This window comes from Vibrio sp. V15_P4S5T153 (genome assembly GCF_963874485.1).
GTDB classification, from domain to species: domain Bacteria; phylum Pseudomonadota; class Gammaproteobacteria; order Enterobacterales; family Vibrionaceae; genus Vibrio; species Vibrio anguillarum.
On sequence record NZ_CAWNHR010000020.1, the window covers coordinates 203,088 to 219,116 of the forward strand.

Here is a 16,029-nt window from a genome sequence, read left to right on the forward strand (position 1 = left end):
GGGAAATTAGTCATCTATTGTTGCCACTTTTTCTTTAAGCCATTGTGAAAATGCACTAAATCTTGGGCGGACTTCATGTCCTTTGGGACATATCAAATCATAGCCAAACCCTGAAGGCACACGTTTGAACGGAGCAATCAGTTCTCCGGAGTCCAGATAGGGTTTTATCAAATAGTAACGGCCCATCGCGATTCCCATCGATTGTCTAGCTGCAACCATGGTTAACTCTTCATGATTGAACACATATTTACGTTGCAAAATACTGATATCTCGCCCCGTATGTGTTAACCAGAGTTGCCATTCCGCTAATGGTGATAAAAACTCTAACGACTCAGTACAGTGTAGGAAACAAGCTTCACGCAACCGACTATCATCATTAAGTAGGTTGAACTTTTGTGCATATTCTGGCGTACAAACGGGAGTAAGGTATTCATCAAAAAGACGGTAATGATAGAAATCTGCATGTGTGTTGTCACCATAATATATAGCGAGATCAACCGGCTGATTTTGAAAGTCTAACTTGCTGGCTTTGACCCGGATCTTAACGTCAAGATGTGGATACATAGTCTGAAACTCCGCTAAACGGGGAACTAACCATGCATGAGCGAACGTTGGGGCTGCGCCCAAATATAGCTCCCCACGAAGTTCGTTGAAGCGAATGTCTTCAATCTCCGCAAACAGGTTATCAAGCGAATAGGTCAATGTTGCCAGAATACGTTTCCCTTCGTCTGTCATTTCTAACTTACGAGTGAGTCGCACAAATAGCTTGAATCCCAGATCTTCTTCCAGCTTTTTGATTCGCTGACTGACTGCCCCTTGTGTTAAGCACAACTCTTCTGCTGCCAGAGTAAAGCTCAGAAACTTTGCTACCACACTAAAAGTATAAAGGTGAGCAAGCAGGTGTTCTTTATGTTCCATATTCAGCCTATGTATTATTTTGGCTAATGCATGTGGGCGATTATTTAGTTTGTTAAACCTTATGTATTAGCATGAAATTAGCACAGCTTATCCAGACGAGGAAATAGAAATGGACAAACAACTAAAAATTACTGTGATCGGTGGCGGCTCTAGTTATACCCCCGAGTTAATTGAAGGCTTACTAAAACGTAAAAATGAACTGCCAATTGGTGAACTGTGGTTAGTCGACATCGAAGATGGTCGGGAAAAAGTGGATATTATTGCAGGCTTGGCTCGCCGAATGATCAAAAAGGAAGGATTGAATATTGAGGTCCATGTGTCGCTGGACCGACGTCCGGCTCTTGAAAATGCTGATTTCGTCTGCTCTCAGTTTCGAGCGGGCTGTCTGGAAGGCCGTATTAGGGACGAACGTATCTCTCTCAAATATGGCATGATTGGTCAGGAGACCAACGGACTCGGTGGTTTTGCTAATGCGTGCCGCACAATCCCCATTACTTTGGAAATTTGCCGAGACATGGAAGAGCTGTGCCCTGATGCCTGGCTACTGAATTTTACCAACCCATCGGGTATGGTGACTGAAGCGGTTCTTAAGCATACCAAGGTCAAAGCGGTTGGCTTGTGCAATGTTCCTGTCATCATGCAAAAAGGCATTGCACAAATACTGAAAGCTAGAGAAGACGATTTTATAATGCAAGTCGCCGGATTAAACCACCTCATTTGGGCACGTAAGATTTTGCACGAAGGGCAAGACAAACTGGACTACGTGATGAATGAAATTCTCAGTGGTAACGATCCTTTAGTGCCTGCAAACATTCCTCCATTTAAGTGGCCAAAGGATTTGCTACAAGATATGGGGATGATTCCTTGTGCTTACCTGCGTTATTACTACACCAGTGACGATATCATGAAGCAGGAACAACACGAAGCCGATGGTGAAGGGACTCGTGGGGAAGTGGTTAAGGCGATGGAAAAACGTCTATTTGATATCTATAAAAATCCAGATTTGGCAGAAAAGCCTAAAGAGTTGGAAAAACGAGGCGGTCAGTATTATTCAGAAGCGGCTTGTGAACTAATGGCATCAATCTATAATGACAAACGTACCATCATGCATGTCAATACGCGTAATAACGGTGCGATTAGTGGGTTACCTGATGATTGCGCAGTCGAAGTCAGCTCCTTGATCACCAAAAATGGTCCACTACCTCTTAATGTTGCGCCATTCCCAAGTGATACTTTGCGACTTATTCAGTTAATGAAAGAGTTTGAAACTCTGACTGTTGAAGCAGCAGTCACAGGTAACTTGGTTGCGGCTAAACGTGGCCTGATATTGAACCCTATAGTTGACACGGGAACCGTACTGGATGAAGCATTGAAAGAAACAGTGAAAGAGAATCTGGACTATATGCCTCAATTTCACTGGATGTTTGAAGATTAATTGGTAAATTCGTGCAAATGACCACTGACTGTAAGAACAGTGGTCATTTACCTTTTAAGATACTAAAAGTTATCCAAAGGTTAGGAGCATACGTTGTAAACGTAGCACAGAGTTGTCCCAAAATGAGCTAGAAATTAATCTCTATTTATTATTGTCATTTCGTCAATCTTAGTAGTAACGAACCTCAAAAATGATCAAACTATATTGTTCTCCGACAATCGCGTTCACCTCAGTTAAATAACGAGACAAAAAAGGTCGCTCCTTATGGGCGACCTTTGCAATATAGGGTTTTGAAGTGAGAATGAGTCATCACTTCATCACTTGAAATAGCAATTACTCTTCTTCAGGGTCCGCTTTCGTTTCGGCGCTAAATTCCAACACTTGGTTGTCAATTAAGCGTACTTTACCCAGAAATGCAGACACTAAGATCACCGCTTGTGTGGTCTCATTCGAGATCAGTTGCAGCGTTTTGGCATCGCGAATAAACAACTCATCAGGTTGTAGCCCAGCAGCACGCAATTGGTCACTGGCATCTTCAATGATCGAGGCGTAATCGTCGCGGCCACCACGCAGTGCACTACTTATCCAACGCATGGTACGAGCAAGGACAGGCGCACGTTGGCGTTCATCCAACGTCAGCAGCCCGTTACGTGAACTCATCGCTAAGCCATCCATTTCACGGACGGTAGGGACGCCGACAATCTCAATATCCATACAAAGATCGCTGACCATTTGGCGGATCACCGCTAACTGTTGAAAATCTTTTTCACCAAAACAGGCAACATTCGGCTGCACTATGTTGAACAGCTTAGCGACTATGGTTGCAACGCCACGGAAATGCCCTGGTCTTGATGCGCCTTCGAGCATATGAGAAAGCCCCGGTACTTCAACAAAGGTCTGTTTTTCTAATCCTTGCGGGTACATTATTTCTGGGGTTGGGGTAAAGACCAAATCAACCGCTTCCGCGTTGAGTTTACTTAAGTCTTCATCCAGTGTTCTCGGGTAGTTATTTAAGTCATCCGCGCGGTCAAATTGCATCGGGTTAACAAAAATACTGACCACGACCACATTGCCCTCTTCACGTGCTTTACGCACTAGGGTTAAGTGGCCTTCATGTAAATTGCCCATGGTCGGTACAAAAGCGACTCGGCGGCCTTCACGCTTATACTGTTTGATCTGCTCGCGAAGAGCTGAAATGTCAGCAAAAGTTTGCATGAATATCTCCTTTAGGCGATGGTATGAGCGTCATCAGGGAAAGCGGCACTTTCTACATCTGCGATGTATTTTGCGACGGCTTTACGCATATCCCCTGTTTCAGCAAGAAAGTTTTTCGAGAATTTTGGCATGTAATTCGCCGAAATTCCGAACATATCGTGCATTACTAGAATTTGTCCATCGGTCACGTTACCTGCGCCAATGCCAATCACTGGCACATCAAGCACTTCGGTAATTCGCGCTGCTAGGCTGGCCGGTACACACTCTAATAACACAATTTGTGCGCCCGCTTCTTGGAGCGCCAACGCGTCTTTGACCATTCGGTCTGCTTTTTCTTGGTCGCGGCCTTGTACTTTATAGCCACCAAAAATATTGACCGATTGTGGTGTTAAACCAAGGTGTGCGCAAACCGGAACCGCGCGTTCAGTCAGCATTTTCACCGTCTCGACCAGCCAATCACCACCTTCGATTTTGACCATATTTGCACCCGCTTGCATCAATTTAGCGGCGCTTTCACAGGCTTGTTGTGGTGTGGCATAGCTCATAAAAGGCATATCAGCCATCAATAAACAGTTAGGGCTACCAGCACGCACGCTGCGTGTGTGGTAGGCAATCTCTTCAACGGTGACGGGTAGGGTATCTGTGTGACCTTGTAGCACCATGCCTAGAGAATCGCCCACTAATAATACAGGCATCTCTTGGCTTTCAAAAAGCTGAGCAAAGCTTGCGTCATACGCGGTGACGGTTGCAAATTTACGACCTTGTTGTTTCCATTGGATCAGATCGTTTATGGTGATTTTTTTCATTAAATGTCCTTACGAGGCGCTGGCGAGTGCCAAATACCGAGCCCGTTACGTTCGACGAGCGGTAACAGTTGATTAAGCTCAGTCCCATCAGGGAGTTGTAAACTTGGTGCAATTTCGGCGAGCGGATAGAGCACGAATTCACGTACTTTCATTCCGTAGTGAGGAATGGTCAATCGCTCGGAATCGATCACCTCATTGCCGTAAAGAAGAATATCCAGATCGAGTGTTCTTGGCCCCCAACGTTCTTCTTTGCGAACACGCCCCTGTTCTAACTCGATGCTTTGGGTACAATCGAGCAGTTCAAGTGGCGTTAAATCGGTTTCTATCGCAACCACCGCATTGATGTAATCGGGCTGGTTTTGTGGCCCCATCGGTGTACTACTGTACAAGGATGAGGCGCTTAAAAATCGAGAGTGTGGCAAACATTTCAAGGCTTCAATGGCCTGCTCAGCTTGCGCGATTGGGTCGCCTAAATTACTGCCAACAGCAATATAAACGAGAATCATGATTCTGGGCGGCTCTTTTTATTACGTGGGCTTCTGCGGCGGCGTACATTGGGTTTGTTACTTGCGCCACTTTCCAAATCATTTGCCATCGCTTGGCGCATATCTCGTCCTGCGCTTTCAAAGGTTGTCCACCAGTCAGCCAGCTTTTTCGTCTCTCCGCCTTCGATCTCGCCACGCATTTGTAGAAAATCAAAACCCGCTCGGAATTTGTTGAGCTCCATAAGGCGGAAGGCTCGTTTCCCATTGCGACGTGGTAAGCGCAACTGCAATTGCCAAATTTCGCGAATTGTCGCGGTATGACGACGAGGTATCGCAAGGGTTTTCACCACTTGGTCAAGGATGAGGTTACTCGCTTCCATGACGGCGTCGTAATAGGCGAAATTACGCTGCTGCATTAACGCATCAGCCAGTTTCACTGTCGGGTACCAGAACATGGCAGCAAACATGAAGGCTGGGTTGATGCGTTTACCTTCTTCAATACGCAGGTCGGTTGAATCTAAGACCAGATCCAACATCTGTTCTGTGTGCGAGTCGTAGTCTGGAGTGAACTCTTGAGCTATCACAGGGAACAACTGCTGGAACAGGTTGTACTCACGCATTAAGTGGTAGGTTTCTAAACCGTGGCCGGTTTGCAGCATCTTTAGCGATTCTTCGTACAAACGTGCCGCAGGAATATCTTGCAGTAAAGGAGCAAGATGTTCGATTGGGTCGGCTGTTTCTTCTTCGATATCGAAATCGAGCTTGGCCGCAAAACGAATCGCACGCAACATGCGCACTGGGTCTTCACGGTAGCGCGTTTCAGGATCGCCAATTAAGCGGATGAGCTTATCTTCTAAGTCGTCCATGCCGCCAGCATAATCATGAATGCTGTAATCACCGATGTTGTAATACATGGCGTTAATCGTGAAGTCCCGGCGTTCTGCATCTTCATCAATGGTGCCGTAGACGTTATCACGCAGCAGCATACCCGCTTCAGATTGTGCTGAGACGTTTTGGCTCGGCTCTTGATGGTGTCCACGGAAAGTCGCCACTTCCACTACGTCGCGGCCAAACATGATGTGCGCTAAGCGAAAGCGACGGCCGATCAAGCGGCAATTGCGAAACTGTTGGCGTATTTGCTCTGGTGTTGCATTAGTGGCGATATCAAAATCTTTTGGTGTCTCACCTAATAGTAGGTCGCGTACTCCACCACCGACTAAATAGGCGTCAAAACCTGCGCCATGAAGTCGATATAGCACCTTGAGCGCATTATCGCTGATTTGCTTGCGCGAAATATTGTGTTCATCACGAGTGATAATATTTAGAGCTAAGTCTTGGTAAACGCGATTTTCGCGTGGTGTATAGTCGTTTTTATTCATGTGCATCTGGCAATAATTGGTTTTTGCCAACCTTGCTTTTGTTATTTAAAGTGCCCGTTCGGGACGATTTTGCGGCTAATCATAGCGTAAGGATAGCCTTTTGAGAATCACGGTGTGATCTCGGTCTCCCGAGGAAGTTGTTCAACGTGCCAATTCTGACTGCCCCAAAAGATAATTTCATCGATGGAAGCGTCGCTAATCTCTTGTTTTATCTCAAACCCTAAAAAGCGCATTGCCTTAAGCAAGGTAGGTTTAGGATTTTGAATATCAATGGCTGTGGCATGATTCTGTTTGGATAATTTATTGCCATTACCATCCATCGCGAGCGGCAGGTGAAGGTAGCTTACCGGAGTTTTATGTAAGCAATGATACAAGCTGATTTGTCGTCCTGTTGGTTCAATTAAATCGGCTCCCCGCACCACTTCCGTCACTCCTTGATCGATATCATCGAGCACTACGGCAAGATTATAAGCAAATAAACCGTCACGTCGCTTAATGATGAAGTCTTCCTGTGCTAATGCTTTAGGAATGTGAATTTCGCCATGTTTTTGGTCGAAAAATGACTCTACCGGTGTATCAACACGCAACCTAACCGCGCAATCTTCGGTTAATGTTGGTTTTTTATAGCGGCATGTACCGGGATAAAAGCCACCTATCTGTTTAATTTGTTTACGCGTGCAATCACAATAATAGGCTTGCCCTGATTCAAGCCAAGCCTCAATTTGATCTTGGTATAAAGTGTGGCGCTGGCTTTGATAAACCACCTCGTCATCCCAATGCAAACCATAGGCTTCGATGGCTTGAAGTATCAGGGTGGAGGCTCCTGGCATTTCCCTTGGCGGATCTAAATCTTCGATGCGAACCAACCACTTACCTTGCTGTGATTTTGCTTGAAAGTAGCTGCCAAGTGCAGCGATCAAAGAACCAAAATGAAGTGGGCCTGAAGGTGATGGGGCAAATCGGCCAATATAGTGCATTGCGATTCATCCAAGTTACAAGTTATTTGGGTATCGAGTGAAAACAAAAAGGGAGCTTTAGCTCCCTTTTTTAACACAAACAAAAGGTAAGATTAACCTTGCATCTGTTTTTCTTTAAGTTCGGCTAGCGTTTTGCAGTCAATGCAAAGGTCCGCTGTTGGTCGAGCTTCTAAGCGACGAACGCCGATTTCCACGCCACAAGATTCACAAAAACCAAAATCATCCTCTTCAATTTTGCTTAATGTTTTTTCAATTTTCTTGATCAAGCGACGTTCACGGTCACGGTTACGCAATTCCAAGCTGAATTCTTCTTCTTGAGAAGCGCGATCAACGGGATCGGGAAAGTTTGCGGCTTCATCTTGCATATGGTGAACGGTACGCTCAACTTCTTCACGAAGTTGGTTGCGCCAAGCACTTAAAATTTTTGTAAAGTGAGCTATTTGCTCAGGTGACATATACTCTTCACCTGGCTTTTCCTGATACGGCTCAACACCTGCAATGGCTAGGATGCCTATCGCTTTTTTCTTTAATTCCGGCATGCAGCATCTCCTACTAACACCTAGTCAACTGCGCGAGCAGCTAATTTTAGGCGGGTATCTATAGCAAAAAGATCTATAGGAGGCAAACACTCAATCGTAAACTTATTGTCAATGTGAAGGCGCCATCAATTTTTTGTCACTAATGGGCGAATTCTACAGTGTTAACGAGCTTGATTTCATTCCTTGAAAGTACAGCCTTGTAGCACAGTACTTCCACCCCTTCTTTTTGCGCTTGTTTCAATAATAGTGAATAGTTTGCGTCTATATGGAGTGCAGGCGAGACTTTTTCAATCCCTGAATGCAAAACAGCAAACAAAAGTACTGCTCTGCTTCCACTTTTTGCCATTTCCGTTAATTCACGCAAATGCTTTTGTCCACGCGTTGTAACGGCATCGGGGAAATAACCTTGTCCTGAATTGCAGGCGACATCGTCGTGTGGAGAGTAACGCTCATCCAATAAGGTGACGCTTTTCACTTCTATATAGCACGTCGGTTTAGAGGGTGATTTGAGCAAGATATCAATTCGGCTATTTTCTTGGCCGTAGCGCACTTCAGTTTGTAATTGCTCATACCCTTGCAGCTCTTTGATGATGCCGTTTTGAATCGCTTCTACTGCCAGCGTATTCGCCCGAGCCGTGTTGACGCAAATGCAGTGGCCTTGCTGGGTTTCAGTTAGCTCCCAACTTTGTGGGTATTTACGTTTAGGGTTGTCTGAGGTGGAGAACCAGACACGATTACCCGCCTCGGCGCAGCCCGTCATCGCGCCAGTATTGGCGCAGTGAATAGTCTCTTGTTGACCATCGGCAAACTCAATGTCGGCCAAAAAACGCTTGTAGCGTTTGAGTAAGATCGCGGATCGAAGTGGAGGATTGAACTGCATTTATCTACTGTTTTTATGTACAATGTTGCCGCCATTTAACCATAAGGATTGCACATTGTCACAATTGCCCATTCAAGCTGTGATGCCCGAGCTGCTGGCGGGAGTACAAGCTCACCCACAGATGATTGTCAAAGCCGCTCCTGGTGCGGGTAAGTCGACCCATTTCCCGTTACAGCTATTAAAAGCGCAATTATTCACGGGTAAGATCATCATGCTTGAACCGCGTCGTTTGGCGGCGCGCAGTATTGCTTGCTATTTAGCACAGCAATTAGGTGAGAGTGTTGGGCAAACCGTCGGCTATCGTATGCGTGGTGAGAGTAAAGTCAGCGCAGCGACGCAGCTTGAAATTGTGACAGAAGGGATCATGACACGTATGATCCAAACCGATCCTGAGCTAAGCGGAATCGATCTCTTGATCTTCGATGAGTATCACGAGCGGAGTATTCACGCGGATACGGCTCTCGCACTCAGTTTGGAAGTGCAATCAGCGCTGCGAGAAGATCTTAAAATCGTCGTAATGTCAGCAACCTTAGATCAACTGGCACTGCAGTCATTATTACCCCAAGCGCTTTATGTGCAATCTGAAGGTCGCGCTTATCCAGTTGAAGTGCGCTATGCACCGCTGCGAGCCAATGATTATCTTGTGCCGACGATGAGCAAACAGATTGAAGGCTTGATGCGAGCTGAAAGTGGCTTTCTGCTGGCATTTTTACCTGGCGTTTCAGCCATTAAACAGCTTGAACAGCAGCTCGCACACTTAGCCGATGAGTTTGATATTTGTCCTTTATACGGGCAGTTGAGTCTACAAGCGCAGCAAAAAGCGATTGCGCCTGCAGTGGCAGGCAAACGGAAAATTGTGCTAGCGACTAATATTGCCGAAACATCGCTGACCATTGAGGGGATACGCTTAGTGGTGGATGCAGGACTAGAGCGGATAGCGAAGTTTGATCTTAAAACGGGCATCACTCGTTTAGAGCAAGTGAAAATTGCCCAGTCATCGGCGCAGCAACGCACGGGGCGCGCCGGACGCCTAGAACCCGGCATCTGTTTGCGCCTTTACAGCGAAGCACAATATAAGCAGCAACCCCAAGTGCCGAGCGCGGAAATATTGCACAGTGACTTAGCGTCTTTAGCGATGGAGCTTGCGCAGTGGGGTGTGGTGTCGGTCAACGATTTGCCTTGGCTGGATACACCACCACCAGCAGCGATGCAGCAAGCTTGGAGTCTATTGCATACGCTTGGTTTGATGGACAGCAAACAGCAGCTCAGCGCATTGGGTAAAAAAGCGCAGTCACTTGGTGTGGAACCAAGGCTGGTGAGCATGCTGCTCAAAGCCCATGAAACGGGTGATTCAATGCTCAATACGGCGCTCGCTGTGACCGCTTTATTAGAAGAGCCTGAGCGTAATGTGCTGGATTTACAACATAGCTTAATGCGTTGGCAGCAAGCGACTCACCCTAAAACACAAAACCTACATCAGCGTGCCACGATGCTTGCGCGCGCACTCGGTGGCCAATTTCAGCTAAAAAAAGTGGATGAATCATTGCTGGCGTTGGTGCTGAGTTTGGCTTTTCCCGATCGCATTGCCCAGCGTCGCAGCGAGTCGCAACGGGGGCAGTTTTTACTGGCGAATGGTCACGGCGCGCAAATGCGTGACGATGAACGCCTCGCGGGCGCGCACTATTTAGTGGTGGTGGATTTAATGCGCAGCGGCTCACAAGCGAGCCAAATCTTTGTTGCGACAGAGTTGGATATGGATGCACTGCAAGCCCATTTCCCTGAGCTATTTAGTACACAAGAACGAGTCGATTGGGATGAGAAAGCAGGGAAACTGTGCGCGGAAAGGCTAACCCTGTGCGGTAAATTGGTCATTGAGCGTGAAGCACTGCAAGAGCCTGCTCATGAAAAAATGACGCAAGCCTTGCTCAATTATGTCCGTCGCAAGGGGTTATCGGTATTACAGTGGAGCGAAGCGGCGAGCGCTTTATTAACGCGCATGCGTTGCGCTGCGCAATGGCTACCGGAAGCGGCGTGGCCTGCTGTCGAGGAACAAGCGCTGCTTGATGATCTTGAAATTTGGTTAGCCCCCTATTTAGTCGGAGTAAAATCGGTCAAAGCGTTAGCGAAAGTACCGCTTTTTGATGCGCTCAATGTCTATTTAGGTTGGCCATTAAACCAAGAGATTGATCGCTGGCTTCCAACTCACCACCCGCTACCCACAGGCAATCGAGCCGCCATTCGTTATCAACTGGGCGCGGAGCCGATGCTGTCGGTCCGTATGCAGGAGATGTTTGGTGAGCAAGATTCCCCTACCATCGCTCAAGGGCGCAAAAAAGTGGTGATGGAACTGCTCTCACCTGCGCAGCGGCCTTTGCAAGTAACTCAAGATCTCGCCGGTTTCTGGCAGGGCGCTTATAAAGAAGTACAAAAAGAGATGAAAGGGCGTTACCCAAAACACGTTTGGCCTGATGATCCTGCCAACCACATAGCGACGACGAAAACTAAGCGGCAATTAGCACAATGACAACCCAGAAAAAGCCTACGGGCACTCAAAAAAATAGCGTAAAAAAACCTTCACGTCGCCCGGCTAAGAAGCCTTCACCGCCACGCAAAGCATGGTGGAAAATTGTGTGGGGTATTGGCTGGAAACTGAGCCTTGCACTGGCCGCGGTGCTGTTGTTTGTTGGTATTTACCTAAATAGCGTGGTCAAACAACGCTTCGAAGGCCAGCTTTTTGATTTACCGACCGTCGTGTATGCGCGCATTTTGAATTTAGCACCCGGTGATAACATCCCGCTGCAAGAGCTGCGCAATGAGCTTGATGTACTCAACTATCGCAAAGTGAACCAGCCACGCTATGCTGGCGAGTACTCTTCATCATCAAGCAAAATTGAGATCATCCGCCGCCCTTTTGAGTTTGCCGATGGCCCTGAGCCTGACCGCCATGTGATGCTCCATTTTAATGACAGCGGTTTAGTCCGTATCCAATCTCTTGAGCAAAAAGGGGATTTAGGTTACTTGCGTATTGAGCCAAAAATGCTCGGCATGCTTGAAAAAGGCAACGATGAGCAGCGGCTATTTTTACGTCGTGATCAGTTTCCTGAAGTGATGGTGGATGCGTTGCTTGCGACCGAGGATCGCTATTTTTATCAACATGATGGCATCTCTCCATTTGCGATTGCCCGTGCTTTAGTGGCCAACATTAAGGCTGGGCGCACCGTGCAAGGCGGCAGCACGTTAACTCAGCAGCTGGCAAAAAATATTTTCTTATCTAGCGATCGAACCTTATGGCGTAAAGTGCGTGAAGCTTATATGGCGCTCATTATCGACTATCGCTACAGTAAAGATCGCATTTTAGAAGCCTACCTAAATGAGGTCTATTTAGGGCAAAGTGGCGGTGAGGCGATTCACGGTTTCGGCCTCGCCTCACGGCTTTATTTCGGTCAACCATTGCAAGAATTGCGCATTGATCAATTAGCGTTGTTGGTGGGCATGGTTAAAGGGCCTTCTTATTATAACCCTGCGCGTTACCCTGAACGTGCTAAAGAGCGTCGTGACTTGGTTTTAAAGCTGATGATGCAGCAAGATATTTTGACGGCCAAACAGTTTGAACAAGCGGCAAGTCGACCGTTAGATGTGCAAAAGCATCCTCACATTGCCAGCCGACAGCCAGCGTATTTTCAGCAGTTAAAAATAGAACTGAAAGAGAAAGTGGGTGAGACCTTCAAAGCGGATACCGGCTTACGCGTCTTCACCTCGCTCGATCCTGTTTCGCAAGCCAAATTGGAGCTGGCGATTGATCGACAAATTCCAGTGCTTTCCAAAACGGCGGGGAAAAACTTAGAAGCCGCAGCGATCGCTGTTGATCGAACCAGTGGTGAGATCCGTGCCATGGTTGGCGGTAAACAGACCGGTTATGATGGCTTTAACCGCGCTTTAAATGCAAGCCGTCCTATCGGCTCGTTAGTCAAACCAGCGGTCTATCTCACCGCACTCGCACAGCCAGATAAATACAACTTAGCCAGCACGCTTATCGATAAACCCATCACACTCAAAGGGAACAAAGGTGAAGTGTGGTCACCGCGCAACTTTGATCGTCAGTTCCGTGGTGAAGTGCCGCTGTATCTCGCGTTAGCCAAATCACTCAATGTGCCCACGGTACAATTGGGCATGCAGCTTGGGATTGAACAAGTTTCTGACACTTTGGTGCGGCTCGGTGTCAACAAAGAGGAGATCCGTCCTGTACCGTCGATGTTTCTTGGCGCGTTCTCTCTGACGCCTTATCAAGTGGCGCAGATGTACCAAACCTTAACCAACTCGGGTAAAAAAGCGCCCTTATCGGCGCTGCGCTCGGTACTGGATTTAGAGGGCAATGTGCTCTATCAATCAATTCCCAAAGTATCCCAAGCCGTTGAGCAGCAAGCGGCGTGGCTTACAACTTATGCGATGAAGCGAGGAGTACTTGAAGGGACCGGGCGCTATCTCAATAACCAGTTCGCTTGGGCGGCATTGGCGGGGAAAACTGGTACCACTAACGATAGCCGCGACAGTTGGTTTGTCGGGGTGGATGGTCGTGAAGTCACCACGGTTTGGCTTGGCCGCGATGATAATCAGCCGATCAAACTTACGGGTTCGAGTGGTGCATTACGGGTGTACGCGGAATATTTACAACATCGGATCCCAGAAAAATTACTTCTTCCTTGGCCGCAAGGCATTACCACGATTGGCTTTAAAACCAGTGCCGAGGGTGAATTAGTCCAAGATTGTCACAACGAATTTAAACTGCCCATGTGGGATAAAAACGGCGCATTGAAACAGAGCTGTGATAAACAACCAGGACAATGGTTAAAAAATCTCTTTCAGTGGTAGCTGGGGGAGTTTATATTGAATTGATTTCAAAGGGATTTAAGGAAGAGTCGTGAAACAGTTTTTAAGTAACTTATTGTTCTTGGTATTCATGTTTCCTGCGACTTTCGCGGTGGCTGATGAGCCACAAGCTGAAAAACCTATGCTGGACAGTGCTGCGCGCCCCAAAGTTGCCGTCGTTCTTGCGGGAGGAGGGGCAAAAGGTGCAGCGCACATTGGCGTTCTCAAAGCGCTGGAAGAGATGCGCATCCCCGTTGATTTCATTACTGGTACCAGCATGGGCGCTTATGTGGGCGGCCTCTATGCCAGTGGTATGAGCGCCGATGAAATTGAAAGTTTAATTTACAGCGTGGATTGGAATGAAGGCTATCGTGACCGGGTCAACCGTAGCCAACGTCGTGTTCGGGATAAAGAGTACGAAGACCGCTATCAACTGACCACCGACCTTGGACTGCGTTGGGGGGAGATCCGCGCACCACGCGGTGTGGTGCAAGGGCAGAATATGTTGCGTATTTTGCGAGAAACGTCGGGCAATCTCTCTGAATTTCACTCCTTTGATCAACTGCCTATTCCTTATCGCGCGGTAGCAACTGATATCATTGCTCTTGAGGAAGTGGTGTTGGATCGTGGCTATTTAGTGGATGCGATGATGGCGAGTATGTCAGTACCCGGAGCACTGCCACCTTACGAAGTTGATGGTCGTTGGTTAGTCGATGGTGGTGTGACCAATAACATGCCTGTTGATGTTGCACGTGCCTTAGGGGCTGATATTGTTATCGCGATCGATATCAGTACCGATTACAAAAACCAAGAAGCTTTCACCACCTTTCTGACGGTAGCCGATCAGCTTTCCAACTATCTCGTACAAAGAAGCACTCAAAAACAAGCACGTTTATTGAATGAGCGAGATGTATTTTTACGCCCTGATGTCGGCAGTATGGAAACCACTGAATTTGATAAAATGCCTACGGCTTATAGGAAAGGGTACGATATCGCAATGGCGAACCAATCGGTATTGGCTTCGTTGTCATTATCGAGTGCTAGTTATCAACGCTATGTGGAAGCAAAACAAGCTCGCCGCAGGGCTTTAATTTATGGCGATGATGTAAAGGTTGATGAAATCGTACTCAACAACCGCAGTCATTACAGCGATCAATTGTTAAAAAACCGTTTACATTTAAAGACAGGACAACCGCTATCAACCGAGCAGATTGAAGCGACGGTCGAAAATCTCTATGCATTGGATCGCTTTGAGTTAGTGACCTATGAATACCGAGAATTTGAAGGAAAGAACCAACTGGTCATCGATGTAAAAGAGAAATCTTGGGGGCCCAATTACCTCAATTTTCGCTTTTTCTTAGAAGATGATTTTCATACGGATAGTCAGTATGCGCTGGGTATCTCTTCCAATTTCACTAACTTAAATTCGTTTGGTTCTGAATTACGTTTCAATTTAGAAATGGGCACCGATAAGATCATCGAAGCGGAGCTTTTTTCTCCTCTTTTTTCTGGACAAAAAGCGTTTACCTCAGCTTTGATTTCGTTTAGCAATGATAAACGTAATAAGCCAATGCAAGGGTTTGATGACACCAGTCTAGAAGCCAGTAAAGATTATTTGCCGATCAGCTATTTAGAATGGATTGGAGAATTGTCGCTTGGTTATCAAGATAAATTATGGCGAGAGTTTAAGTTAGGGATCCGCTATACCGATGGGGAGGCTGAAGTGTCAAATTGGCCATCCATGGGAAATATGGATTACACCCGTGCTGGTGTGTTTGCTAACTACCGCATTGATACCTTAGATGACTTCAGCTTGCCTACCCGCGGTGTTTATCTTGATCTTGAGTACCTTGCATCGCACGATAAAGTTTCTGGTGTCTCTTCCGATCTTGAATCAAACGATACCGTGTATGAATTTTCCGGTGAACTGATCGCCGCTTACAGCTTTGGTCGCCATACTTTGGTCGGTAATCTTGATTACGGTGTGGTACAAAGTAAAAATTCCAGTGAACCGATAAACCCTAAATCGATTGGTGGTTTCTTAAATTTATCGGGTATCCCTCGTAACAGCTTAATTGGCCAGAACAAAGCGTTCACCAGTTTAGTGTATCGTTATCGCTGGTTTGATAATGACTTTGGCCTGTTCAGTTCCCCATTTTATGTCGGTGCATCAATAGAATACGGCGGTGTATGGTCTGATCCTGATCTAAGCTTTGATACCGCCCCATTATACGGTGCGGGATCGGTGTTTGCTGGTGTTGATTCGCCGATTGGACCGATTATGTTTGCTTATGGTCGAACCGAAGATAATTTTGATTCGATATACTTGAGTATTGGCACTACCTTTTAGCGAGAATTGAGCTGAAAAGTGGGCGGTAAGTGACTCAAAAATCATAGAACTTTAGTCTTAAGTTGCTATGTTGGTCAAAATGATAAGATTTTAATTTAAAGTTAAATTTGCTATTCTTCGTCCCACAGTTTGGCCTCTCTGCCGCTGATTACATAAAAATATCTGGCAATGGAGAGCCA

General features: G+C 46.7%; 12 protein-coding genes. 4 read left to right on the forward strand and 8 right to left on the reverse strand.

Annotation, left to right across the window (positions count from 1 at the left end; translation table 11 throughout):
- Positions 1-6 precede the first annotated feature (6 nt).
- Positions 7-918, reverse strand: a complete 912-nt coding sequence (locus AACT42_RS22165) for a LysR substrate-binding domain-containing protein (RefSeq protein ID WP_094133045.1) — start codon at positions 916-918, stop codon at positions 7-9.
- Positions 919-1,027: 109 nt separating this feature from the next.
- On the opposite strand from AACT42_RS22165, the gene AACT42_RS22170 reads away from it, so the two are divergent.
- Entirely contained in the window at positions 1,028-2,353 is a 1,326-nt protein-coding gene (locus AACT42_RS22170) for a 6-phospho-beta-glucosidase (protein WP_094133043.1), read from the forward strand.
- Between the two features lie 333 nt (positions 2,354-2,686).
- Here the strand turns inward: AACT42_RS22170 and panC are convergent, their stop codons facing one another.
- From panC to sfsA, 7 genes are all read right to left on the reverse strand, one after another.
- Positions 2,687-3,568 (reverse strand): pantoate--beta-alanine ligase, encoded by an 882-nt coding sequence (panC, locus tag AACT42_RS22175; RefSeq protein WP_010319549.1) that lies wholly within the window; start codon positions 3,566-3,568, stop codon positions 2,687-2,689.
- 11 nt (positions 3,569-3,579) lie between these two features.
- Positions 3,580-4,374 (reverse strand): 3-methyl-2-oxobutanoate hydroxymethyltransferase, encoded by a 795-nt coding sequence (gene panB / locus AACT42_RS22180; protein ID WP_010319550.1) that lies wholly within the window; start codon positions 4,372-4,374, stop codon positions 3,580-3,582.
- On the reverse strand, positions 4,374-4,880 hold the full coding sequence (folK, locus tag AACT42_RS22185) for a 2-amino-4-hydroxy-6-hydroxymethyldihydropteridine diphosphokinase (RefSeq protein WP_094133041.1): 507 nt from the start codon (positions 4,878-4,880) through the stop codon (positions 4,374-4,376). The genes panB and folK overlap by 1 nt, the downstream gene beginning before the upstream one ends.
- Entirely contained in the window at positions 4,877-6,238 is a 1,362-nt protein-coding gene (pcnB, locus tag AACT42_RS22190) for a polynucleotide adenylyltransferase PcnB (RefSeq protein ID WP_026028232.1), read from the reverse strand. The genes folK and pcnB overlap by 4 nt, the downstream gene beginning before the upstream one ends.
- 107 nt (positions 6,239-6,345) lie before the next feature.
- A complete protein-coding gene (gene gluQRS, locus AACT42_RS22195) occupies positions 6,346-7,215 on the reverse strand; it encodes a tRNA glutamyl-Q(34) synthetase GluQRS (RefSeq protein ID WP_017043010.1) in 870 nt (289 codons plus the stop codon).
- A gap of 92 nt (positions 7,216-7,307) precedes the next feature.
- A complete protein-coding gene (gene dksA / locus AACT42_RS22200; RefSeq protein WP_013857662.1) occupies positions 7,308-7,754 on the reverse strand; it encodes an RNA polymerase-binding protein DksA in 447 nt (148 codons plus the stop codon).
- 139 nt (positions 7,755-7,893) lie between these two features.
- A complete protein-coding gene (sfsA, locus tag AACT42_RS22205; protein WP_094133039.1) occupies positions 7,894-8,634 on the reverse strand; it encodes a DNA/RNA nuclease SfsA in 741 nt (246 codons plus the stop codon).
- 55 nt (positions 8,635-8,689) lie between these two features.
- Between sfsA and hrpB the strand changes: the two genes are divergently transcribed.
- The 3 genes from hrpB (at position 8,690) to AACT42_RS22220 (ending at position 15,850) form a co-directional block, all read left to right on the forward strand.
- Positions 8,690-11,158, forward strand: coding sequence for an ATP-dependent helicase HrpB (gene hrpB, locus AACT42_RS22210; RefSeq protein ID WP_094133037.1), 2,469 nt, complete (start codon positions 8,690-8,692; stop codon positions 11,156-11,158).
- Entirely contained in the window at positions 11,155-13,503 is a 2,349-nt protein-coding gene (gene mrcB / locus AACT42_RS22215) for a penicillin-binding protein 1B (protein ID WP_094133036.1), read from the forward strand. The genes hrpB and mrcB overlap by 4 nt, the downstream gene beginning before the upstream one ends.
- Positions 13,504-13,591: 88 nt before the next feature.
- Positions 13,592-15,850: a patatin-like phospholipase family protein gene (locus tag AACT42_RS22220; protein ID WP_176429072.1), complete on the forward strand. Its 2,259-nt coding sequence runs from the start codon at positions 13,592-13,594 to the stop codon at positions 15,848-15,850.
- Positions 15,851-16,029 lie beyond the last annotated feature (179 nt).